Origin of the sequence: Microbacterium maritypicum MF109 (assembly GCF_000455825.1) — a bacterium.
Taxonomy (GTDB): Bacteria; Actinomycetota; Actinomycetes; order Actinomycetales; family Microbacteriaceae; genus Microbacterium; species Microbacterium maritypicum_A.
Genome location: NZ_ATAO01000212.1, coordinates 1 through 21528 on the forward strand (window position 1 = coordinate 1; position 21528 = coordinate 21528).

Genomic DNA, 21528 nt, shown 5'->3' on the forward strand with positions numbered 1-21528 from the left:
CGAGGATCGTCAGGTCGGCGACGTGCCCGACCTCGAGCGACCCCTTCCAGTCCGATGCGCCGTCCTGTCGCGCGGCCTCCACGGTCATCGATCGCAGGAGCAGGTGGCGGGTCGCTGCGTCGTCGATGAAGCCCGCGTCGGTGAGCAGGGCGAGCGCGGCGTCGAGCCCGAGCCGCCAATCCGGACTCGCGATCGGCGCGTCGCTGGTCACGGTCGTGAGGGCGCCGGAGGCGAGCATCGCGGCCAGCGGCCAGGCCGTGGCGATGCGCGCCTCGCCGAGCTGCGCCGCCGCCCAGGAATGGGTGTGCGCAGCGATCAGGGGCTGCACGGCGAATCCGGCATCGACCCGTCGCATGCGCGCGATCTGCTCGGGCGTGGCCAGATCTCCGTGGACGACGTAGTGCGGAGCGGCCGGTGCGGGCGCATCGGAGAGGCGCTCCAGGACCGCGAGGAACTCGGCGATCGACCGGTCGCCGGTCGCATGCACGGCGATCTGCATCCCGCGGGATGCGGCCAGTTCGACCATCTGCTGGAATGCGGAGAGCGGGTCGCTCCCTCCTCGGGTGAGCAGTGCTCCGGTGGTGCCGTCCGCATACGGCTCCTCGACCCAGGCGGTCGCCATCGGGGGGATGCCGTCGGCGAAGATCTTCACTCCGGGGATCGCAAGCCATCGCGGGTCGTGGGTGGGTGGCGGGGTGCGGATGCCGTGCGCGAAGTCCTCGAGCGTGCTCTCGCCGTCGATCGTGCCGAAGAGCCGCAGCAGGGTCACCCGCGATGTCTGGGCGCCTTCGCGGTGCAGTTCGCCGTAGGTTTCGAGCATGTCGGCGCCGAAGCATCCGGTCTCCCCGGCGTCCTCTCCCGGACCGATGCCCGGTTCGGTGTAGCTCGTGATGCCGTGTTCGGCGAGGAGGCGCCACGCGCGGCGCAGGGCGGATCGTCGCTCGCTCGTGGTCGACACGAGTCTTCCGGGCGGCTGCTCCTCCGGGGGAGTGTCCGAGAAGAACAGGTGCGGCCAGCGCGCACCGAGCCATGCGGCATGCAGGTGTGCATCGTTGATGCCGGGGACCGCGGTGCGTCCGTCGAGTTCGAGGACGTTCCGTGCGTGGAGTCGGGTGGCGGCGGCATCGGTGGCGACGATCACGCCGTCGCGCACGGCGAGGGCGTGAGCGATATCGCCCGTCCCGTCGAAGGTGTGGATACGGCCGCCGCGGATGATCAGGTCGGCGTCGTCGCCGGGAAATGTCTGGCTCATTATTCCACCAGTGTAGACGTAAAACCCGGCCGAATGCGGGGCGGGGACGCACCGATTCGGCGCGCGGTTCTGCGGCTTGTACGCTGGAGACATCCCCCGATTCACCCGGCAACTCGCGCGCCGGCGACCTCGGCGCGCGCTCACACATGCAAGGACGCAGATGAACGATTCCGCGGCACACCGCGACGACTGGACTGAGAGCGAAGAGCTGGCGGAGCGGATGATCCCGCTCATCGGGGCGCTCCGACGCGAACACGACGTCGTCACCTCGCTCCACGGGCACCGCCTGCTCGGTCTGTCGGCGACCGGCCTCGTCGAGGTGCACGAGCGCGTCGCGCAGCTCGGGCACGAGAGGCTCCCCATCGAGGACAGCCTGGCCGTGCTGGAGGCGATCCATGCGCTCGCCCCCGGTGCATCCTCCCTCGATGTCGCCCGCCTCGTCGCCGGCCATGCCGAGAGCGGTCAGCCGCTGGAGACGTACCTCGCAGACGTGCTCGCCCCTGCGATGGGAGCCGTCGCCGCCGAACCCACCGACGTCGTGCTCTACGGCTTCGGGCGCATCGGCCGCCTGCTCGCCCGCATCCTCATCGCCCACACCGGGGGAGGAAGCGGACTGCGCCTGCGCGCCATCGTCGTCCGCCGCGGCGCCGAGAACGACCTCGTCAAGCGCGCATCCCTGCTCCTGCGCGACTCCGTGCACGGCCGCTTCGCCGGCTCGGTCACCGTCGACGAAGACGCCGAGCAGATCATCGCCAACGGCACCCGCATCCAGGTGATCTACTCCGACGACCCGGCGACCATCGACTACACCGCCTACGGCATCCACGACGCGATCGTCGTCGACAACACCGGGCGCTGGCGCGACGAGGCCGGTCTGTCGCAGCACCTGCGCTCGACCGGCGTCGCCCGGGTGCTGCTGACCGCGCCGGGGAAGAGTCCGCTCAAGAACATCGTCCACGGCATCAACGACGACACGATCGTCGAGACCGACCGCATCCTCTCGGCCGCCTCCTGCACGACCAATGCCATCACGCCGGTGCTCGCGGCGATCGACGAGGCCTACGGCGTCGTCAAGGGACACGTCGAGACCGTGCACTCGTTCACGAACGACCAGAACCTGATCGACAACTTCCACAAGGGCGATCGACGCGGACGCTCGGCGGTGCTCAACATGGTCATCACCGAGACCGGTGCCGCCAAGGCCGTCGCCAAGGCGCTGCCGCAGTTGGAGGGCAAGCTCACGGGCAGCTCGATCCGTGTGCCCACCCCCGACGTCTCGCTCGCGGTGCTGCACCTGACGATCGAGCGGCCCGCGACGAAGGATCAGGTCAACGACTACCTGCGCCGGGTCTCGCTGCACTCGAAGCTGCGCCAGCAGATCGACTACGTGGAGAGCCCGGACGTCGTCTCCACCGACTTCGTCGGGTCGCACCGTGCCGGCATCGTCGACGGTCTCGCCACGATCGCCGATGAGGACACCCTCATCCTGTACGTCTGGTACGACAACGAGTTCGGCTACTCGTGCCAGGTGATCCGCGTGCTCGAGGTCATGGCGGGCTCGCACCCGATCGTGCTCCCCGAGCGCCGAGAGGTGACGCTGCAGAGCTGAGGTTCCTCGTGCGCCGCGTCGGCGGCACCCGGCATGATGAGGTCATGAAGACCGCGACCCTGCGTGCCGAGCGCCTCCGATCGCACCGCTTCCGATCGCACCGCCTCCAATCGCACCGCCTCATCTCGCCGGCACCCACGGTGACGGATGCGGCGCGCCACATGCTCGCGGTGCAGAGCCAGGACTTCACCGCGGGTCGCTGGGCTCTGGCCGTCCGCACCCGAGGAGAGACCACGGTGCGCGACGTCGACCGCGCCTTCGACCGCGGCGACATCGTGCGCGGGTGGACCATGCGCGGCACCCTGCACACCGTCCCGGCGCGCGACCTCGGCTGGATTCTGCAGGTCACCGCGGGGCGGCAGCGACAGCAGGCGGCCTCGCGCCACCGCGATCTCGGCATCGATGACGACATGGTCGCCGCGAGCGTCCGGGCGCTGACGCCGGCGCTCCGCGACGGAGGGTGCACCCGCGCCGAGGTGTTCGACATCCTCCAGGGCATCGACATCGACCCCTCGGGCCAGCGCGGCATCCATCTGCTGTTCACCCTCACGATCGACGGTCTGATCTGCCAGGGGCCGGTCGTCGCCAGGGCCGGCTTCGCCCGCGAGCAGCGCTTCGTGCTCGTGCAAGATCACATCCGCGAGCACGTCACGCCCGATGACCCGCTCGCCGAGCTGTTCGTCCGCTACACCGACGGACACGGCCCCGCCGGTATCGCCGATTTCGCCTGGTGGGCGGGCCTCACCCTCGGTCAGGCGCGCGAGGCGGCCGAGCGGGCGGGAGCGGGAACGGACGGTGGCAGGCTCGACGAGATCGACGAGGGTCTCTTCGCCGCGCGCCGACGTCCGCGAAGAGCATCGGGTGCGGCCTCCGTCCACGCCCTCGGCGCGTTCGACGAGTACTACATCTCCTACGCCGATCGCACGACCGTCTGCGCCCCGGAGCATCTCGCGGCCGTCGGCCCCGGAAAGAACGGCATGGTGCGTCCGACCCTCGTCGAGCAGGGGCGCGTGATCGGGACCTGGTCCCACGCGACCGCGACCAGGGGTACGCCGCCTGAGCTGTTCGAGGAGCCGGAGGATCCCGCCGCCGTGGCTGCGGCCCTCGCCCGGTTCGCCCGGTTCGCCGACGACTGAGCCGCAGGGATCACCGACCCCGCCGCGACTACTCGCTCGCGTGACGCGCGAGGAAGTTGTAGACCTCGTTGTCGTCTACCCCGGGGAACGCGCCGCGGGGGAGCGGCGAGAACATGTGCGTGTGCACCCGCGCGCTCGGCCACGCCCGTCCGCTCCAGCGATCGCTCAGCTCGGCGGAGGGGCGACGGCAGCACGACTCGTCGGGGCAGGTCGACACCGCTCTGTCGTTGGTCTCGCGTCCGCGCCACCAGCGGGCGTCGTCGAACGGCACGCCGACCGTCACCGAGAACTCGCCGTCGCTCGACGATCCGGTCTGGGTCGAGCACCAGAACGTGCCAGAGGGGGTGTCGGTGTACTGGTGGTGCTCCACCGTGCGGTTCTGCTGCGTGAACGCCGCGCGTGCCTGGAACTTGCGGCACACCCGCTGTCCCTCGACCGCGCCGGTCACGTCCATCGGCAGCGGGAGGTCGTCGTTCTCGTACACGCGGGTGATCGCGCCGGTGGAATCCACGCGCAGGAAGTGCAGCGCCATGCCGAGGTGCTGCGTCAACAGGTTCGTCATGCGCATGCCGGCGGCTTCGTGCGTCACGCCGAAGCCGTCGCGGAAGTCCTCGACCGCGAGGTTGCGGTCCTTCTTCGCCTGCTGCAGGAACGCGACCGATGCGGTCTCCGGCATCAGGCAGCACGCGGCGAAGTAGTTGATCTCCAGGCGCTGCTGCAGGAAGTCGGCGTAATCGGTCGGCGGTGTGTGCCCGAGCAGTCGGTGCGCCATCGCCTGCAGCGCCATCGAGCGCAGACCGTGGCCACCCGGGATCGACGCCGGCGGCAGGTAGATGCGTCCGTTCTCGAGGTCGGTGACCGAGCGGGTCGAGTGGGGAAGGTCGTTGACGTAGATCAGCTCGAAGCCGAGCTTCTCCGCCATGATGCTCACCGTGCGGTGGGTGAGCGCCCCCTGTACGTGCCCCGCGGCCTTGAGGTGCTTCTCGGCGAGCTTCTCGATCTCGGGGAGGTAGTTGTTCTGCGCGCGCATCCGCAGCCGCAGCTCGGTGTTCGCGCGCCGCGCCTCCTCCGGCGTCGCGATGGCCTCGCGTTCACGACGCTCGAGCTCGCGGTGCAGCCCCAGGACCGATTCGATCGTCTCGTCGCTCATGCCCTTGGTCACGCGCACGGGCGCGACGCCGAGCTGCCGGAAGACCGGGCTCTCCTGCGCGCGCTCCAGGGCGATCTCGAGGGCGGCCCGACGGTTCGGCGGTTCACCGGAGATCAGGTCGGTCACCTCGGTCTTGGTCGCCTGTGCGATCGCCTGCAGCAGCGAGAGCTTGGGCTCGCGCTTGCCGTTCTCGATCAGGCTCAGTTGAGAGCCGGCGACGCCCACCAGAGCACCGAGCTCGTCGAGCGTGAACCCGTTCTCCAATCGGTGGTGACGGATGCGGTGGCCGAGAGTCGTGAGGTGGATGCCGGAGGACGCCATTCCTTGAGTCTAGCGAAAGAATTGAAGTTCTTATCGCTCGAATTGTCCGAAAGTCGCGCTCAAACCGGAAGAAGATAGGTGCAACGCCCCACACTTCAAAGGAGCACACGTCATGGCTATCGCCGAAGTCTTCACCCCCCGCACGTCTCCCGTCGCACCGACGCGTACGTTCGGCGCGGCTCCGACGTATGACACCCCCGCCATGGCGGAGCTGGCCGCGTGGGTCGAGGAGATCCGCGCTCTCACCCAGCCCGACGCCGTGCACTGGGTCGACGGCTCGCGCGCCGAGAACGACTGGCTGCTGCGCGGACTCGTCGATGAGGGCAAGCTCATCAAGCTCAACCCCGAATGGCGTCCCGGTTCGTACCTCGCACGCTCGCACCCCAGCGACGTCGCCCGCACCGAGGGGCGCACGTTCATCGCCTCCGAGCGCGAGGAGGACGCCGGCCCCACGAACAACTGGGCGGCACCTGCCGACATGCACGCCAAGATGGACGAGATCTTCGAGGGCTCGATGCGCGGCCGCACGATGTACGTCGTGCCGTTCTCGATGGGCCGCGTCGGCGGTCCGCTCTCGCACATCGGCGTGCAGATCACCGACAGCGCCTACGCGGTCGCCTCGATCGGCATCATGACCCGTGTCGGCGATGCCGTCACGCGGCAGATCGCCGAGTGTGCGCCGTGGGTCAAGACCGTGCACACGGTCGGCGCCCCGCTCGCCCCGGGAGAGCAGGACGTCGAGTGGCCCTGCAACGACGACAAGTACATCGTGCACTTCCCCGAGACGCTCGAGGTCTACTCGTACGGTTCGGGCTACGGCGGCAACGCGATCCTCGCCAAGAAGTGCTTCGCGCTGCGCATCGCCTCGGTGATCGCCCGCGATGAGGGGTGGCTCGCCGAGCACATGCTGCTCATCCGCGTGATCGACCCGCAGGGCAAGGCGTACCACGTGGCCGCGGCGTTCCCCTCTGCCTGCGGCAAGACGAACCTCGCGATGCTGCGTCCGACCATCCCCGGATGGCGGGTGGAGACCCTCGGCGACGACATCGCCTGGATCCGTCCCGGCGAAGACGGCCGCATGTGGGCGATCAACCCGGAGGCGGGCTTCTTCGGCGTCGCACCCGGAACCGGCGAATCGACCAACGTCACGGCGGTCGAGACGCTGTGGGGCAACACCATCTTCACGAACGTCGCTCTCCGTCCGGACGGCGACGTGTGGTGGGAGGGTCTGACCGATGAGGCGCCCGCGAACCTGATCGACTGGGAGGGCAACGACTGGACTCCCGAGTCGGGACGGCCGGCAGCGCACCCCAACTCCCGCTTCACGGTGTCGGCGGCGCAGTGCCCGCAGATCTCCGAGGACTGGGAAGAGGCCGTTCCGCTCGACGTCATCCTGTTCGGTGGACGCCGCGCCAGCAATGTCCCGCTCGTGGTCGAGGCCACCGACTGGACGCACGGCGTCTTCCTGGGCTCGAACATCTCTTCCGAGCGCACGGCGGCCGCCGAGGGCACGGTCGGGGAGCTGCGCCGCGACCCGTTCGCGATGCTGCCGTTCTGCGGCTACAACATGGCCGACTACTTCGGGCACTGGCTCAAGGTCGGGCGCGGTCTGCGCTTCGACAGGGCGCCGCGCATCTTCCAGGTGAACTGGTTCCGACGTGGCGACGACGGCCGGTTCCTGTGGCCGGGCTTCGGCGACAACTCGCGTGTGGTCGACTGGATCATCCGCCGCATCGCGGGTGACGTTCCTGCGGTCGACAGCCCGATCGGTCGCCTGCCGCGCGTGGAGGACCTGAACCTCGACGGGCTCGACATGCCCGCTGCCGACCTCGACGAGTTGTTCTCGGTCGATGCCGAGGCATGGAAGACCGAGGCCGACCTGACCGAGGAGTTCTACGACACCTTCGGCGACAAGGTCCCCGCAGCGCTGCGCGCCGAGCTGGCGTCGCTGCGCTACCGCCTCGACAAGGCGTAGTTCCCCCAGACCGGTGCCGGTTCGGGGGAGCCGGCACCCTCGGGGCTTCGTGCCCCGCAAACCCGCGAAGGCGGGACATCAGAGACGAACCCATGGCTGAGTGGTCTCCGACGTCCCGCCTTCGTGTTGTCGTGCGTCAGGTGAGCAACTGGTGTCGCGCGAGGTCGCGGTACAGGGGCGTCGACTCCACGAGCTCGGCGTGCGTGCCCTGGCCGACGACGACGCCGTCCTGCAGCACCACGATGAGATCGCTGTCGACGACCGTCGAGAGGCGGTGCGCGATCACGATGAGCGTGCGGTCGGTCGACACGGCATCGATGGCTTCCCGCATGCGCTGCTCGTTCACGCCGTCGAGCGATGACGTCGACTCGTCGAGCAGCAGGATCGGGGCGTCCGTGAGCAGGGCGCGCGCGATCGCGAGACGCTGACGCTCACCGCCCGACAGCATCACGCCGTCTTCGCCGACGGGGGCTTCGATGCCGAGCGGATCGCGCTCGAGCACGTCGCCGAGGTTCACGGCGCGCAGCACCCGTTCGCAGTCGGTGTCCGTCGCTTCGGGAGAGGCGAGCCGCAGGTTCTCGGCGAGCGTGCCGGCCAGCGTCGGCGCATCCTGCTCGACGTAACCGAAGTGGGCGCGCAGCTCGTCGCGCGGGTAGGTGCGCGCGTCGTGGCCGTGCAGGCGGATCGAGCCGCCGGTCGGATCGTAGAAGCGCTCGATCAGCGAGAGGATCGTGCTCTTCCCCGCGCCGCTGGGGCCCACCAGGGCGACACGGGAGCCCTGCGGCACGGCGAACGACACGCCGCGGAGCACCTCGTGGTCCTGCACGGCGGGGGTGGCGTCCTCCGCGGATTCCAGGTGCGCATCGGCGAGCAGCGTGCGCGCCTCCTTGGCCGCGGCCTGACGGGCGGCGACGACGTTCGCAGGGTAGTGGAAGCGCACGTCGCGGAACTCGATGGCCGGTGCGTCCGCCGCAGCGGTCTCGCGCGGCAGCGAGGCCGCGATCTTCTCGTCGTCCTGCGACTCGGTGGGCAGGTCGAGAACCTCCTGGATGCGGCCGAGCGCACCGAGAGCCTGGTTGACCGAGGTGATCGCGCCGAACGTCGTGGCCAGCGGCATCACGAGCAGGAACAGGAACATGATGAACGAGATCAGCGAGGCGATCGTGATCGCTCCCGCGGCCACCCGGAATCCGCCCACCCCGAGCACCACGAGCAGCGACAGCTGCAGGGCGATGCCGGAGACGGGAACGACCATCGAGGAGATCTTGGCGATGCGCACGCCGATGCCGTAGGCGTCGGAGGCGAGGCCCGACACGGCGGTGGTCTCCCGTTCGGTGGCTCCCGAGGCGCGGATGGTGCGGATCGAGCCGACCGCGCGCTCCACGCCGGAAGCCAGCTCGCCGACCTTCTCCTGCTGCGCGGTCGACGCGGTGCGGATGCGTCCGCTCAGCAGCACGACGACGGCGACCGAGATGCCGATCACCACGACGATGAGCAGCAGCAGGATCGGGTCGATCACGAGCATCGCGATGAGCGCGCCGAGGAAGAGCACGGCGCTGCCGACAGCATCGGCGAGGCCCTGGGTGAGCACGGCGTAGAGCAGCGTCGTGTCGGTGCCGACGCGGGAGACGAGGTCGCCGGTGCGGCGGGCATCGAACTCCGAGGTCGGCAGGTGCAGGATGCGGGCGATCAGCTTGCGGCGGCTCGAGTACACGACCGCGGTGCCGGTGCGCTGGAGCAGGTAGTGCTGGAAGCCGGAGATGACCGATGACACGATCACGAAGCCGACGAGCAGCCACACCAGGATCCCGATACCGGTGTCGGACTGCACGGCCTCGATGACCTGGCCCACGAGCAACGGCTGCACGAGCGAGGTCGCGGCGCCGATGACGCTGAGCACCGCGACCACGATGAGGGTGCGCTTGTGTTCGAAGAGGAAGGGTAGGAGCTGGCGGAAGGTGGCGCGGGGGCCTTCGGGCTGTGCGCCACGTCCGCGGCGGCGTGCTGTCGCCGAACCGGACATGCGGGACCTCTATCTGGAGATGGTACTTCGACCGTACTTCGTTCGCGGTCGAATCCTATGGAGCGGCTGTATGCGGCATATCGCGGGCTCAGGACCGGCCGAATCGCCGATGAGCCGCCTGCTTGCTCACGCCGAGGGCGCTGGCTATCGCCTGCCAGGAGTACCCGAGGTTCCGCGCGCGACGCACGTTCGCCTCCTCGGCACGGGCCACCTCCTTGCGCACCTCGGCGAGCCGGTGCAGCGCGGCCAGGGGCTCGCTGCCGTCGTCCTGTGCGATCGCGGTCGGCATTGTCATGATGGACCTCCTGCGTCAATCATCGTTGACGTGTCCGCGAGTGTCAATACATGTTGACGTGGCAGTCTGGGGGGATGCCGACGAAGAAGTGGATCCTGTTCGACATCGGGGGAGTGCTGGAGGTCGTCGACGACGATGCCTGGCAGCAGCAGTGGTGGGAGCGCTGGCGTGCGGTGGTCGGTCTCGAACCCTCCGCTTTCGAGGTGCGCATCGCAGAGGCCGATCTTCCGCCGATCGATGTCACCGTCGGCACCGAACCCGCTTTCTGGACGGCGGTGGGCACGGCGCTCGGTCTCGACGAGGTCCAGCGCCGCGCGATGCGCGCAGACTTCTGGGATGCCTACTGCGGCACCGGCAACCACGACCTGATCGCGTACGCGCGCACGCTCTCGGCGCGGGCGGGAACAGCGATCCTCTCCAACTCCGCCGATGGCGCGCGCGAGGAGGAGGAGCGCCGCTTCGGCTTCTCCGAGGTGTTCGACCCGATCTGCTACAGCCACGAGCAGGGCGTGAACAAGCCGGATCCCGAGGCCTACCGACGAGCACTCCAGCGCATGGGCGCCGACCCGGGCGACGTGCTGTTCATCGACGACCATCAGGTATCGGTCGACGGTGCCGAGGCGGTGGGGATCCGCGCCGTGCGACACCTCGACAACGCGACCACCATCGCCGCGATCGAGGAGTTCCTGCGGCCGTGACGTGAATCGTCACGGCCGCAGGATCACAGCTCGACGGCCGCCGCGACGCCGAGGTCGTCGTCGTAGTCGTGGTCCTTGGTCTCGGGGGAGAGGATCAGCGCGATGAACGTGAGCACACCCATCGCGGACAGGTACAGACCCACCAGCCACGGAGCGCCGCCGGCCACCTCCCACAGCTTCAGCGCGATGAGCGGGGCCACCGCGGCGCCGAGGATCGACGAGACGTTATAGGCGATCGCCGACCCCGTGTAGCGCACGTTGGTCGGGAACAGCTCGGGAAGCAGAGCGCCCATCGGGCCGAACGTCGCGCCCATCAGCATGAACCCGAACACGAGGAACGCCTGGGTGAGCGCACCCGTGAACTTCGGGTCGACCGCGGGCAGGAGGAAGGCGTTGAACGTGAGACCGAACACGATGATGGTCCCGGTGACCCACAGCAGCAGCTTCCGTCGGCCGACCGCATCGGCGATCGGACCGGAGAGCAACGTGAAGATGCCGAAGAACACCACGCCGATGATCTGCATCAGCACGAAGTCGGTGTAGCCGAAGCCGAGACCGGGATAGAACTGGGCCGCGAACTTGATCGGGTCGAACGGGGCGCCGGTCGCCTCGGCAGCGGCCTTCGCGGCGGCGGTGGCGGTCTCGAGCGAGGCGGCCTTGGTTCCGTAGGCGAGGGTGAAGTTCGTCATCAGGTAGAACAGCACGTACGTCGCCAGCATGATGAACGTGCCGAGGATGAGCTGCTTCCAGTGGTGACGGAACACGGTCGCGAGCGGGAGCTTGCGGATCACGCCCTTCGTCTCCGCCTTCTTGAAGGTGTCGGACTCGACGAGCTTGAGCCGCACCCACAGGCCGATGATGACCATCACTGCGGAGAACAGGAACGGGATGCGCCAGCCCCAGGAGAGAAACGCCTCGGACTTCAGGACCGGGTTCTCGGCGTGCGGCAGCAGCCAGTTGATCGCGAGGAAGAGGAAGTTGGCGATGATGAAGCCCAGCGGCGCGCCCAGCTGCGGGAAGGTGCCGTACCAGGCGCGCTTGCCCTTCGGCGCATTCTCGGTGGCGACCAGTGCCGCGCCCGACCACTCGCCGCCGAGCGCGAAGCCCTGAGCGAGTCGCAGGATCAGCAGCAGCAGGGCGGCCCACCACCCGATGTCCTGGTAGGTCGGCAACAGGCCGATCACGAAGGTCGCGATGCCCATCGTCAGCAGTGATGCCACGAGCGTGGCCTTGCGCCCGAACTTGTCGCCGAAGTGGCCGAAGACCACCGCGCCGATCGGACGGGCGACCATCGCCGCACCGAACACCGCGAACGAGGAGAGGAGCGAGGTGGTGTCGTCGCCGGTGGGGAAGAACAGCACCGGGAACACGAGCACGGCCGCCGTCGCGTACGCGTAGAAGTCGTAGAACTCGATCGTGGTGCCGACCAGGCTCGCGGTGATGACGCGCGAGCGAGGATTCGCGGGCGCAGTGGCAGTACTCATGAAGCTCCTCCGATCGAGTCCCCGGTATACCGGGGGACCCGGGCGAGTTTACGCCTTCCTGAGTGTTTGCTGTGCGCGTGTTTCGCGTGTCATCTCGCAGCGGGACCCGGCCCCGGGTCTCCCACGGATCGGCGACGGCAGCCCGTCTGCACGATGATGCGGGTCGGGATCGAGGGGACGATGGTGGACGCGACACCGGTGCCGCTGACGTGAGCGGTCCGCCCGCCTCCCGCGCGGGGACTATTCCTCCGTGTCGCCGAGCGCGGGGGCTCCGACGAAGACGGCGCGCGGCTGCAGCACGTCTTCGAGCTCCAGCACGACGAGGTGATTGGCGCCCGCTCGGGTGACGGGTGCGGGCACGGCGAGCGTGCGTTGCGGGCCGTTGCGCCAATATCGACCGAGGAAGAATCCGTTCACGAACGCGTAGCCCTTGCTCCACGATGCGGTGTCGACGAAGAGATCCGCAGGGGCATCCAGGGAGAACTCGGCCGTCCACGCGGCGGGACCGACCTCCCGGCCGCGCTCGCGGCCGCCGTCCGCATCGATCTCCGCGGCGATCTCCGCGACATCCAGGGTCGTCGCTCGCCAGCCCGTCACGGGCGCACCGTCGAGGGTGATCTCGCCGATCAGCCCCTTCTCCTCGCCCAGACGACGGTCGTAGTTCACGCGCCCCTGATCCTCGACGAGAATGCGGAGGCTGCGGCCATCCGGGATCCGGATCGCGCGGTCGTGCCGAGTGCGGGCGAGTGTGCCGACCGGGTGACCGTCGACGCTCACCCAAGCCAGGTCGCGCACGTCGTCGACGACGAGGAGCCCGCCCGCTCCTGCCGGCAGCTCGGTGTCGTAACGTACGAGGGCGCTCAGATGTCCGAGCTCGTCGAAGGTCTGCGGCAGGGCGGTGGTCGGCGCAGCCCCCGCGACATCGGTCCACGGTCCCGCCGCTCGAAGCGGAACCTCGAACGCGGGGGAGGCCTCGGCCGCCGCGGGCACCTCGTCGGGCACCGGCGCGTAGCGGGCGATCACCTCGCGGAAGGCGAAGAACTTCTCCGTCGGGTTCCCCGTCTCATCGAGCGGGGCGTCGTAGTCGTAGGAGGTCACCAGGGGCAGGTAGCGCCCCTTGTCGTTCGCGCCGTTGGTCAGCCCGAAGTTGGTGCCGCCGTGGAACATGTAGATGTTGACCGAGGCGCCGGCCGCCAGCAGCTCGTCGAGGTCGGCGGCGGCCGCGGCGACATCGGTCGTGTGATGCACGCCGCCCCACCAGTCGAACCATCCGTCCCAGAACTCCGCGCACATCAGCGGACCCGTGGGCTGGTGGCGGCGCAGGGTGGCGAGCCGTTCGGTGCTCCGGGAGCCGAAGGATCCGGTCTTGTGCAATTGCGGGAGGCTTCCGTCGCTCAGCATCCGATCGACGGGCTGATCGACGGTCGTCAGCGGAACGGTGATCCCGGCATCGCGAGTCGTGGTCACCAGTGACTCGAGATAGGCGCGGTCGGCGCCGTAGGCGCCGTACTCGTTCTCGATCTGCACCAGGATCACCGGCCCACCGTGGTCGATCTGCCGCGGTGCGACGATGTCGTACACGCGGCGCAGGTAGGCGGTCACCTCGGCGAGGAAGGCCGGAGCGGAGGAGCGCGGTCCTTCGACGCTGCCCGTGAGCCACACCGGCAGTCCGCCGTTGTGCCACTCGGCGCAGATGTAGGGGCCGGGGCGCACGATCGCGTCGAGGCCCTCGGCGTGCACCAGGTCGAGGAAGCGCCCCAGATCGTTCCATCCACTAGCGTCCCACTCTCCGCGCCGAGGTTCGTGCGCGTTCCAGGCGACGTAGGTCTCGATCGTGTTCAGTCCCATCAGTCGGGCTTTGCGGATGCGGTCGCGCCACTGGTCGGGGTGCACGCGGAAGTAGTGGATGGCGCCGGAGATCACCTGGTGCGGCTGTCCGTCGCGGAGGAAGTCGGTGTCGCCGAGGGAGAAGGAGGTCACGTGTCGTGGTGCTTTCGATGAGGCGGGCGGAGCCGGCCCGGCGGGGACCGGGCCGGCTCAGCCGCGGGGTCACTTGTTGACGCTGAAGCCCTGGGAGTTGCCGTACTCGACCAGCGCGTCCTGCCAGGCGGCGAGGCCCTCGTTCAGGTCGGTGCCGTTCTGGTACGACTGGCCGACGGTGTCGCCGAAGATGCTGTTCCCGTACACCTGGTAGGGCAGGTAGCTCCAGCCCTCGACCACGTCATCGGCCGCGGCCGCGAGGACCTCGTTGATCTTCTGGCCGCCGAAGTACTCCGGCGCCTCGGCGAGGAACTCCGTGCTGGACAGCTCCGCGGTCGTCGACGGGAATCCGCCGGACTCGAGGGCGATCGAGATGCTTTCCTCGGAGTTGTTCAGCCACCACAGGAAGCCCGCCGCCAGCTCCGGGTTCTTGCTCTGCTTCGTGACGGCCTGCCCGCCCCCGCCGTTCTCCGCGCTCGCCGGGGAACCGTCGTACGTCGGCATCGGCGCGACGCGCCAGTCTCCGGCGCCGTCAGGGGCACCGGAGATGAGGTTCGCGGGCATCCACGCGCCGATCACGAGGCTCGCCAGGCTGCCGTCGCCGAGGGCGCGGAACCATTCGTCGCTCCAGCTGCCGTACGGGGCCAGCAGGTCCTCCTCGACGAGGCGGTTCCAGTTCTCGGTCCACTTCTTCGAGCCGGTGTCCTGCAGGTCGATCGTGACGTCGGTGCCGGAGGTCTCGAACGGCTTTCCCCCGGCCTGCCAGATCATCGAGGTCGCGAAGCCCGCATCTCCCGTGTCGTTGGTGATGTACGCGTCGGGGTTCGCCGCGTGGATCGCCTTGGCGGCCTCGTAGTACTCGTCCCAGGTGGTGGGGACGGCGACACCGGCCGCATCGAACACGGTCTTGTTGTAGAACAGGGCCATGGGGCCGGAATCCTGCGGCAGACCGTAGATCGCGTCGCCGTCGGTGACGGAGTTCCAGGTGGAGGCGGTGTAGTCGTCCTCGAAGTCGGCGAACCCGTACTGCGACAAGTCGGTGAAGGCGTCCGTCAGCGCGAACTGCGGGAACGCGTAGTACTCGATCTGCACGACGTCCGGAGCGCCGGAGCCCGCCTTGATCGCGTTCTGCAGCTTGGTGTACTCCTCGTTGTTGGTGCCGGCGTTCACCAGCTTGACCTTGACGTTCGGGTACTCCTTCTGGAAGGCCTCGACCTGGGCCTCGGCCGACGGTGTCCACGACCAGTACGTGATCTCGCCGCCCTTCTCGAGCGCCGCCTCGACGGAGTCGAACGAGCCGGAACCCGTGTTGCCGGCGCCGGCGTCGCCGCCGGTGCTGCATCCGGCCAGCGCCAGCGCTGCCACGGTTCCTGCGGCGAGCACCGCGAGGGTGCGCCGCGTCGGGGAGGGAAGGTGCTTCATTGCTGTGTCCTTTCGGGAGGTGCGGTCCAGCGTCGGATCGCAGAGGTGATGCAGGGGGTACGGGGAGCTACTGCTTGACGCTTCCCGCGGTGAGACCTGACTGCCAGAAGCGCTGCAGCAGCAGGAAGGCGATGACGATCGGCACGATCGTGAGCAGCGAGCCCATGATCACGAGGTTGTAGATGGGCTGGGACCCCGCGCCGATGGCCTGGGCGCTCCACTGGTTCAAGCCGACCGTGAGCGGATACCAGGCGGGGTCCGAGAGCATGATCAGGGGCAGGAAGTAGTTGTTCCAGGTGGCGACCACCGTGAACAGCGCGACCGTCACGATGCCGGGCGCGAGCAGCCGCATCGAGATCGTGAAGAACGTGCGGAACTCTCCTGCGCCGTCGATGCGGGCCGCCTCGAGCAGCTCGGTCGGCACCGACTCCGACGCGAACACCCAGATCAGGTACAGACCGAAGGGACTGATGAGGGACGGGATGATCACCGCCCACGGCGTGTTCGTCAGTCCGAGCTCGCTGAACAGCAGGAAGGTCGGGACCGCGAGGGCGGTGCCGGGCACCGCCACGGCGCCCAGGACCACGGCGAACACCGCACGGCGTCCGGGGAAGCGGAACTTCGCGAGTCCGTAGCCGGCCATGGTGGCGAGCAGCGTCGCGCCCCCGGCGCCGACCACGACGTACAGGAGGGTGTTCCCGAGCCAGCGCAGGAAGATGCCGTCGCGATACGAGAACGTGGCGACCAGGTTGTCGAAGAATGCGAAGTCGTCGGCGAACCACAGTCCGAACGAGCTGAAGAGTCCCGCCTGCGTCTTGGTCGAACTGAACAGCAGCCACACCAGGGGCACGAGCGTATACAGCGCGTAGAGGATCATGACGATCAGCAGGGTGTTCGACGTGCGCGGCTTCAGCGGATCGTGGCGGCGGTGCGCGGGGCGGGCGAGGGGGAGTGCCATGTCAGCGCACCTCCGACTTCGAGCCGCGCAGCTGCACGACGTAGGCGATGACCGCGGTGATGACGCCCATGATGATGGCGATCGTCGCGGCGTAGTTGAACTGCTGCCCCGCGAACGACAGGTTGTACGCGTACATGTTCGGCGTGAAGAACGTCGTGATCACGTTCGGGGCCAGGGGGCGCAGGATGTTGGGCTCGTTGAAGAGCTGGAAGCTGCCGATGATCGAGAAGATCGTGGCGATCACGAGCGCTCCGCGCACGGACGGGATCTTGATCGAGAAGATCGTGCGCCACGCCCCGGCGCCGTCGAGGGAGGCCGCCTCGTACATGTCGGTCGGGATGGTCTTGAGCGACGAGTAGAAGATCAGCATGTTGTAGCCGACGAACTCCCAGGTGACGATGTTGCCGATCGAGACCAGCATCCACTCCTTGGCGAACGGCGTGATCGCATCGACGCCGAGGATGTCGTTGATGTTGCTCGTGAGGCCGAACTGGTCGCCGTAGATGTAGCCCCACATCAGCACCGCCACCACGGCCGGCACCGCGTAGGGCAGGAAGATCAGGATGCGGAAGAACGACGCTCCGCGCAGGCGGGCGCTGTCGAGGGCGAGGGCGGCGCCGAGGGCCAGGATCAGCATGATCGGCACCTGCACGACGAGGAAGACCAGTACGCGGCCGAACGCCTCCCAGAACTGCGGGTCGCTCAGGGCGCGGACGTAGTTGTCGAGCCCCACGAACGCGGTGCCGCCGATGAGCTTCTCCTGGAAGAAGCTCAGGTACAGCGCATAGGCGAGCGGCGTCAGGAACACCAGGGCGAACACGACCATGAACGGGCCGACGAAGGCCCATCCCCTCCAGTCGCGCTTGTCGCGGCGCCGGATGCCGGGGGCACCCGGGGCTGCGGGGATTTCAGTCGTCATCGACGAGTCCTTCTTACGTTTCGGGCGCACCGTGCGCCGTGTGTCAACGTCAACATATTGGACCGACTGGTAGTGTGTCAACGTCAACATATGAGGGGATGGGTGATCGTGACCCCGGAGCATCCGACAGAGACGTCGACGCGTCGACGTGAGCCCTCGATGGAAGACGTGGCCCGCGAGGCCGGCGTCTCCGGCCAGACCGTGTCGCGCGTCGTCAATGCCAGGGGCTACGTCGGTGCCGCCACGCGCGAGCGTGTCGAGGCCGCCATGCACAGTCTGGGGTACCGGCCGAACAGCGCCGCCCGCGCACTCCGGTCAGGGCGATTCCGCACGATCGGCGTCGTGATGTTCTCGTTCAGCTCTTACGGGAACCAGCGCACGCTCGATGCGATCGCCGTGCGCGCCGCCCAGCTCGGCTACGCGCTCACTCTCATCCCCGTCGAGTCGAGCGCGGGCGAGACCGTGGCCGGTGCGTTCCGTCGGCTGGAGGAGCACGCGGTCGACGGCATCATCATCGTGATCGAGGCGCATCAGCTCGACGAGGCCGACATCGAGATCCCCGAGGCGCTTCCCGTCGTATTCGTCGACTCGAACCGCACGGCGACGCATCCGTTCGTCGATACCGATCAGGCGCAGGGCGCTCGGCTCGCGACCGAGCACCTGCTCGAACTCGGTCACGACACCGTGTGGCACGTCACCGGCCCCGCGCGCTCCTACTCCGCCGAGCGCCGCCGTGAAGCGTGGCGGGAGACGCTCGAGACGCACGGGCGTACGGTCCCGGAGCCGCTGGCGGGGGACTGGACCGCGTCGTCCGGCTACGCAGCCGGTCTCGAACTGCGTGCGATCGACGGTGTCACCGCGGTGTTCGTGGCGAACGACCAGATGGCGATCGGCGTGCTGCGTGCGTTCCGAGAGATCGGGCTCGACGTGCCGCGAGACGTGAGCATCGTCGGGTTCGACGGACTGCCCGATGCGGCACAGCTCTGGCCGCCGCTGACGACCGTGCAGCAGCACCCGGAGCGCGTGGGCGCGCTCGCGGTGGACGCGCTGCTCGCCGAGCTCGACGGTGTCGAGCGTCAGCAGACCCCGCTCGTCGGTACCGAACTCATCGTGCGGGCGAGCACGGCGTCGCCGCGGACGCGCTGACGGCTCAGCGCCAGATCGCGGCGATCGCGGCGTTGACGGCCGTGAGGATGCCGACCAGCCAGAACACCGCCGGCGGGATGGCCGCACCGCGGCGCTGACGACCCAGGCCGATTCCGAGCAGGGCACCGATGATGAGCAGGATCACGAGCTTGACGCCGATCTTGACGTAGTTGAGCTCATAGGAGATGCCCCACGGCGCCGCGAGCGCGAGGCCCGCGACCGCGGCGATCGCCATGCCGATGTTCATCAGGCTCGTGAACTCACGCTTTCCGCCGAACGCCTGCGCGGCCCAGGAGCCGAAGAGCACGGCGAATCCGATGAGGTGGACGAACAGCACGATATGACGGAGAGTCTCCATGCCCTCACCGTACGAGTGCAGAGCCCTTTCACGCTAGCAAGGGCAGGCTGACCTCAGCCGCGCAGCTCCCGTGTCACGAGCGCCGTGCGCAGGGCAGCATCCGCTGCTTCGGCGCCCTTGTCCTCCTTGGAGCCCTCCAGGCCCGCACGGTCGAGACCCTGCTGCTCGTCGTCGAGGGTGAGCACGCCGAAGCCGACGGGCTTGCCGGCGTCGAGGGCGACGCGGGTGAGGCCATCGGTGGTCGCCGCCGACACGTACTCGAAGTGCGGTGTGCCCCCGCGGATGATCACGCCGAGTGCGACGACGGCATCCGCCCCGCCGGCGAAGGCCGCCTGGGCGGCGATCGCGAGTTCGAACGAGCCGGGCACGCGCACCAGTCGGTGCGTGGCCCGGGCCGCGTCCAGCACGCGCTCCGCACCGGCGATCAAGCCGTTCGAGATCGTCTCGTGCCAGGTTCCGGCCACGATGACGACGTTCAGACCGCGTCCGTCGATGGTGCCGATCTCGGGTGCTCCTGCGCCGCTCATTTGTCGTCCTCTCCGTGGGCGAGCGCCTCTGCGAGTTCCGCTTCGCCGATGATGTGACCCATCCGGTCACGCTTGGTCTCCAAGTACTGGTGGTTGTTGGGTCCCACACCGACGATCAGCGGCACCTGCTCGACGACGTCGAGGCCGAGCTCGCGCAGCTGCGCGACCTTGTCGGTGTTGTTCGTCAGCAGGCGCACCTTCGACACGCCCAGGTCGGAGAGGATGCCGGCCGCCGCTGCGTAGTCGCGGGCATCGGCTGGCAGCCCCAGCGCGAGGTTGGCGTCGACCGTGTCGAGCCCCTCCTCCTGCAGGCTGTAGGCACGCAGCTTGTTGATGAGGCCGATCCCTCGACCCTCGTGGCCGCGCATGTAGATGACGATCCCGCCTTCCTTCTCGATCGCGTCGAGGGCGGAGTCGAGCTGCGGGCCGCACTCGCATTTGAGCGAGCCGAACGCCTCGCCGGTCAGGCACTCCGAGTGCACCCGCACGAGCGCGGTCTCGCCGAGTTCGCCCGAGACGACGGCGATGTGGTCGGTGCCGGTGATGCGGTCCTTGTAGGCGAGGAAGCGGAAGGTGCCGTGCGTGGTGGGCACGGTGGCGTCGGCGCGCAGGCTCACGCGACGGCCGCGATGCGCATTCGGGGTGGCGCCCTCGGGATCGATCTCGTTGAGGTGGGCGATCAGCTGCTCGATCGTGATGACCGGCACGCCGTCGCGCGCACCGAGCTCGATCAGGCCGGGAAGGCGCATCATGCTGCCGTCCTCCGCCACGACCTCGGCGATCGCGCCGACGGGGCGGAGACCGGCGAGCTTCATGAGTTCGACCGCGGCCTCGGTGTGGCCACTGCGCTCGCGCACTCCGCCGTCGACCGCCCGCAGCGGCAGCACATGGCCGGGCCGGATGATGCTGGTCGACGTGGACTCCGGGTTCGACAGCACGTTCAGCGTGTGGGCGCGGTCGTGGGCGCTGATGCCGGTCGTGACCCCCTGCGCGGCGTCGACACTCACCGTGTATGCGGTCGAGCGGGCGTCTTCGCTGGCGGCGACCATCGGCGGCAGGTTCAGGTGATCGGCGAGATCGGCGGGCATCGGGGCGCAGATGAAGCCCGAAGACCAGCGCACGGTCCACGCCACCCACTCGGGCGTCGCGAGCTCTGCCGAGAGGATGACATCGCCTTCGTTCTCGCGGTTCTCGTCGTCGGCGACGAGGACGGGACGCCCGGCGCGCAGCGCCTCCAGGGCCTCGGCGATGGTGGAAAGGCTCATCGCGAGCCTCCTTCCGGTGCGGCGCGGAACGCGAGCAGGCGCTCGACGTGCCGGGCGAGGATGTCGGTCTCCAGGTTCACGCGGTCGCCGACGGCGCGGACGCCGAGCGTGGTCGCGGCGAGGGTCTCGGGGATCAGCGAGACCTCGAACCAGGGGGAGGGGTCTGCAGGGGCGCTGACGGCGCTCACGGTCAACGAGGTGCCGTCGACCGAGATCGACCCCTTGTCGACCACGAGCGGGGCGAGGTCGAGGGGCAGGCTGATCCGCAGCACGCTCCACTGCGCGCCGGGGCGCACCTCGAGCACGTCGCCGGTGCCGTCGACGTGGCCCTGCACGATGTGACCGCCGAGACGGGCGCCGACCGGCATCGCCTTCTCGATGTTCACGCGGGTTCCGACCGTCGCCGACCCGATCGCGGCGACGTCGAGAGTCTGCTTCATCACGTCGGTGTCGAAGGTGTCGGCGGTCGACCCCACCACGGTGAGGCACACACCCGAGACGGCGATGGACTCGCCGTGCACGGCGTCCGCTGCGGCCCGGGGCGCGCGGACGGTCAGGCGCCAGCCGTCACCCGCGGGGGCGATCGCGGTGATCTCGCCCATCTCCTCGATGATTCCGGTGAACATCAGGCGGCTCCTTCGTTCTGCGGGTCTTCCGCGGGATCGGTGGCGTGCGCGGGGTGCGCGATCGCGAGCAGGTCGTCTCCGAGGGGAAGCCACTCGTCGACGGTCAGGCGTCGGGCCTCGTCGATGGAACCGACGCCGATGTCGGTCAGGGCGAGTCGGCTGCCTCCGAGCAGCACCGGGGCGATGTAGGCGAGCACGCGATCGGCGAGCCCCGCCTCGATGAAGGCGCTGGCGAGCGTCGGGCCGCCCTCCACGAACAGGCTCTGCACGCCACGGGTGTGCAGGTCGGCCACCACCGCACGCAGATCGCGGGTGTTGAAGAACAGCGGGGTGCGGGGATGCCGGTGCACAGCGGCATTGGACGGGGTGGGCCCTGTCTCTTAT

The 21528-nt window shown here is 68.8% G+C and carries 19 protein-coding genes; 5 read left to right on the plus strand and 14 right to left on the minus strand.

What is annotated here, in order from left to right; translation table 11 throughout:
• Positions 1–1252 (minus strand): amidohydrolase family protein (locus tag L687_RS37665; RefSeq protein ID WP_021201028.1); only part of this gene is annotated, 1252 nt, incomplete at its 3' end.
• Between the two features lie 160 nt (positions 1253–1412).
• Here L687_RS37665 and L687_RS37670 point away from each other — a divergent pair.
• Together L687_RS37670 and L687_RS37675 are read left to right on the plus strand one after the other, a co-directional pair.
• Positions 1413–2861 carry a glyceraldehyde-3-phosphate dehydrogenase gene (locus tag L687_RS37670; protein ID WP_021201029.1) on the plus strand — a complete coding sequence of 483 codons (1449 nt, stop codon included), beginning with the start codon at positions 1413–1415 and terminating at the stop codon, positions 2859–2861.
• A gap of 44 nt (positions 2862–2905) precedes the next feature.
• A complete protein-coding gene (locus L687_RS37675; RefSeq protein ID WP_021201030.1) occupies positions 2906–3997 on the plus strand; it encodes a winged helix DNA-binding domain-containing protein in 1092 nt (363 codons plus the stop codon).
• 28 nt (positions 3998–4025) lie between these two features.
• On the opposite strand, the gene L687_RS37680 is transcribed toward L687_RS37675, so the two are convergent.
• Positions 4026–5468, minus strand: a complete 1443-nt coding sequence (locus L687_RS37680; RefSeq protein WP_021201031.1) for a helix-turn-helix transcriptional regulator — start codon at positions 5466–5468, stop codon at positions 4026–4028.
• 112 nt (positions 5469–5580) lie between these two features.
• Here L687_RS37680 and L687_RS37685 point away from each other — a divergent pair, with 112 nt between their 5' ends.
• Complete coding sequence (locus L687_RS37685; RefSeq protein WP_021201032.1) at positions 5581–7443, plus strand: phosphoenolpyruvate carboxykinase (GTP); 1863 nt, start codon at positions 5581–5583, stop codon at positions 7441–7443.
• A 136-nt stretch (positions 7444–7579) separates the two neighbouring features.
• Here the strand turns inward: L687_RS37685 and L687_RS37690 are convergent, their stop codons facing one another.
• Together L687_RS37690 and L687_RS37695 are read right to left on the minus strand one after the other, a co-directional pair.
• Entirely contained in the window at positions 7580–9466 is a 1887-nt protein-coding gene (locus tag L687_RS37690) for an ABC transporter ATP-binding protein (protein WP_021201033.1), read from the minus strand.
• A gap of 88 nt (positions 9467–9554) precedes the next feature.
• Positions 9555–9761 (minus strand): hypothetical protein, encoded by a 207-nt coding sequence (locus tag L687_RS37695; protein WP_046399014.1) that lies wholly within the window; start codon positions 9759–9761, stop codon positions 9555–9557.
• Positions 9762–9835: 74 nt separating this feature from the next.
• Between L687_RS37695 and L687_RS37700 the strand changes: the two genes are divergently transcribed.
• The gene (locus L687_RS37700) at positions 9836–10459 is read left to right on the plus strand and encodes an HAD family hydrolase (RefSeq protein WP_021201035.1); all 624 of its coding nucleotides are present in this window, start codon (positions 9836–9838) and stop codon (positions 10457–10459) included.
• A gap of 23 nt (positions 10460–10482) precedes the next feature.
• On the opposite strand, the gene L687_RS37705 is transcribed toward L687_RS37700, so the two are convergent.
• The 5 genes from L687_RS37705 to L687_RS37725 form a co-directional block, all read right to left on the minus strand.
• Positions 10483–11943, minus strand: a complete 1461-nt coding sequence (locus L687_RS37705) for an MFS transporter (protein WP_021201036.1) — start codon at positions 11941–11943, stop codon at positions 10483–10485.
• A gap of 240 nt (positions 11944–12183) precedes the next feature.
• Complete coding sequence (locus L687_RS37710) at positions 12184–13923, minus strand: glycoside hydrolase family 35 protein (protein WP_021201037.1); 1740 nt, start codon at positions 13921–13923, stop codon at positions 12184–12186.
• A 69-nt stretch (positions 13924–13992) separates the two neighbouring features.
• Positions 13993–15345 carry an ABC transporter substrate-binding protein gene (locus L687_RS37715; protein WP_021201038.1) on the minus strand — a complete coding sequence of 451 codons (1353 nt, stop codon included), beginning with the start codon at positions 15343–15345 and terminating at the stop codon, positions 13993–13995.
• A 67-nt stretch (positions 15346–15412) separates the two neighbouring features.
• A complete protein-coding gene (locus L687_RS37720; RefSeq protein WP_021201039.1) occupies positions 15413–16303 on the minus strand; it encodes a carbohydrate ABC transporter permease in 891 nt (296 codons plus the stop codon).
• A gap of 1 nt (position 16304) precedes the next feature.
• On the minus strand, positions 16305–17222 hold the full coding sequence (locus L687_RS37725; protein ID WP_021201040.1) for a carbohydrate ABC transporter permease: 918 nt from the start codon (positions 17220–17222) through the stop codon (positions 16305–16307).
• 159 nt (positions 17223–17381) lie between these two features.
• Between L687_RS37725 and L687_RS37730 the strand changes: the two genes are divergently transcribed.
• Positions 17382–18368 carry a LacI family DNA-binding transcriptional regulator gene (locus tag L687_RS37730; RefSeq protein ID WP_084487441.1) on the plus strand — a complete coding sequence of 329 codons (987 nt, stop codon included), beginning with the start codon at positions 17382–17384 and terminating at the stop codon, positions 18366–18368.
• Positions 18369–18372: 4 nt separating this feature from the next.
• On the opposite strand, the gene L687_RS37735 is transcribed toward L687_RS37730, so the two are convergent.
• From L687_RS37735 to L687_RS37755, 5 genes are read right to left on the minus strand one after another with little or no spacing between them, the layout of a single operon-like run.
• The gene (locus tag L687_RS37735; protein ID WP_021201042.1) at positions 18373–18726 is read right to left on the minus strand and encodes a hypothetical protein; all 354 of its coding nucleotides are present in this window, start codon (positions 18724–18726) and stop codon (positions 18373–18375) included.
• 53 nt (positions 18727–18779) lie between these two features.
• Entirely contained in the window at positions 18780–19253 is a 474-nt protein-coding gene (ribH, locus tag L687_RS37740) for a 6,7-dimethyl-8-ribityllumazine synthase (protein ID WP_021201043.1), read from the minus strand.
• A complete protein-coding gene (locus L687_RS37745; protein ID WP_021201044.1) occupies positions 19250–20518 on the minus strand; it encodes a bifunctional 3,4-dihydroxy-2-butanone-4-phosphate synthase/GTP cyclohydrolase II in 1269 nt (422 codons plus the stop codon). The genes ribH and L687_RS37745 overlap by 4 nt, the downstream gene beginning before the upstream one ends.
• Positions 20515–21144: a riboflavin synthase gene (locus tag L687_RS37750; RefSeq protein WP_021201045.1), complete on the minus strand. Its 630-nt coding sequence runs from the start codon at positions 21142–21144 to the stop codon at positions 20515–20517. Before L687_RS37750 ends, L687_RS37745 begins: the two co-directional genes overlap by 4 nt.
• On the minus strand, positions 21144–21494 hold the full coding sequence (locus tag L687_RS37755) for a RibD family protein (RefSeq protein ID WP_021201046.1): 351 nt from the start codon (positions 21492–21494) through the stop codon (positions 21144–21146). Before L687_RS37755 ends, L687_RS37750 begins: the two co-directional genes overlap by 1 nt.
• Positions 21495–21528: the final 34 nt, after the last annotated feature.

Excerpts from the sequence above, each read along its gene's own strand:
- L687_RS37670 (WP_021201029.1), top strand. The coding sequence starts at position 1,413 with ATGAACGATTCCGCGGCACACCGCGACGACTGGACTGAGAGCGAAGAG.
- L687_RS37675 (WP_021201030.1), top strand. The coding sequence starts at position 2,906 with ATGAAGACCGCGACCCTGCGTGCCGAGCGCCTCCGATCGCACCGCTTC.
- L687_RS37680 (WP_021201031.1), bottom strand. The coding sequence starts at position 5,468 with ATGGCGTCCTCCGGCATCCACCTCACGACTCTCGGCCACCGCATCCGT.
- L687_RS37685 (WP_021201032.1), top strand. The coding sequence starts at position 5,581 with ATGGCTATCGCCGAAGTCTTCACCCCCCGCACGTCTCCCGTCGCACCG.
- L687_RS37690 (WP_021201033.1), bottom strand. The coding sequence starts at position 9,466 with ATGTCCGGTTCGGCGACAGCACGCCGCCGCGGACGTGGCGCACAGCCC.
- L687_RS37695 (WP_046399014.1), bottom strand. The coding sequence starts at position 9,761 with ATGACAATGCCGACCGCGATCGCACAGGACGACGGCAGCGAGCCCCTG.
- L687_RS37700 (WP_021201035.1), top strand. The coding sequence starts at position 9,836 with ATGCCGACGAAGAAGTGGATCCTGTTCGACATCGGGGGAGTGCTGGAG.
- L687_RS37705 (WP_021201036.1), bottom strand. The coding sequence starts at position 11,943 with ATGAGTACTGCCACTGCGCCCGCGAATCCTCGCTCGCGCGTCATCACC.
- L687_RS37715 (WP_021201038.1), bottom strand. The coding sequence starts at position 15,345 with ATGAAGCACCTTCCCTCCCCGACGCGGCGCACCCTCGCGGTGCTCGCC.
- L687_RS37720 (WP_021201039.1), bottom strand. The coding sequence starts at position 16,303 with ATGGCACTCCCCCTCGCCCGCCCCGCGCACCGCCGCCACGATCCGCTG.
- L687_RS37725 (WP_021201040.1), bottom strand. The coding sequence starts at position 17,222 with ATGACGACTGAAATCCCCGCAGCCCCGGGTGCCCCCGGCATCCGGCGC.
- L687_RS37730 (WP_084487441.1), top strand. The coding sequence starts at position 17,382 with ATGGAAGACGTGGCCCGCGAGGCCGGCGTCTCCGGCCAGACCGTGTCG.
- L687_RS37735 (WP_021201042.1), bottom strand. The coding sequence starts at position 18,726 with ATGGAGACTCTCCGTCATATCGTGCTGTTCGTCCACCTCATCGGATTC.
- ribH (WP_021201043.1), bottom strand. The coding sequence starts at position 19,253 with ATGAGCGGCGCAGGAGCACCCGAGATCGGCACCATCGACGGACGCGGT.
- L687_RS37745 (WP_021201044.1), bottom strand. The coding sequence starts at position 20,518 with ATGAGCCTTTCCACCATCGCCGAGGCCCTGGAGGCGCTGCGCGCCGGG.
- L687_RS37750 (WP_021201045.1), bottom strand. The coding sequence starts at position 21,144 with ATGTTCACCGGAATCATCGAGGAGATGGGCGAGATCACCGCGATCGCC.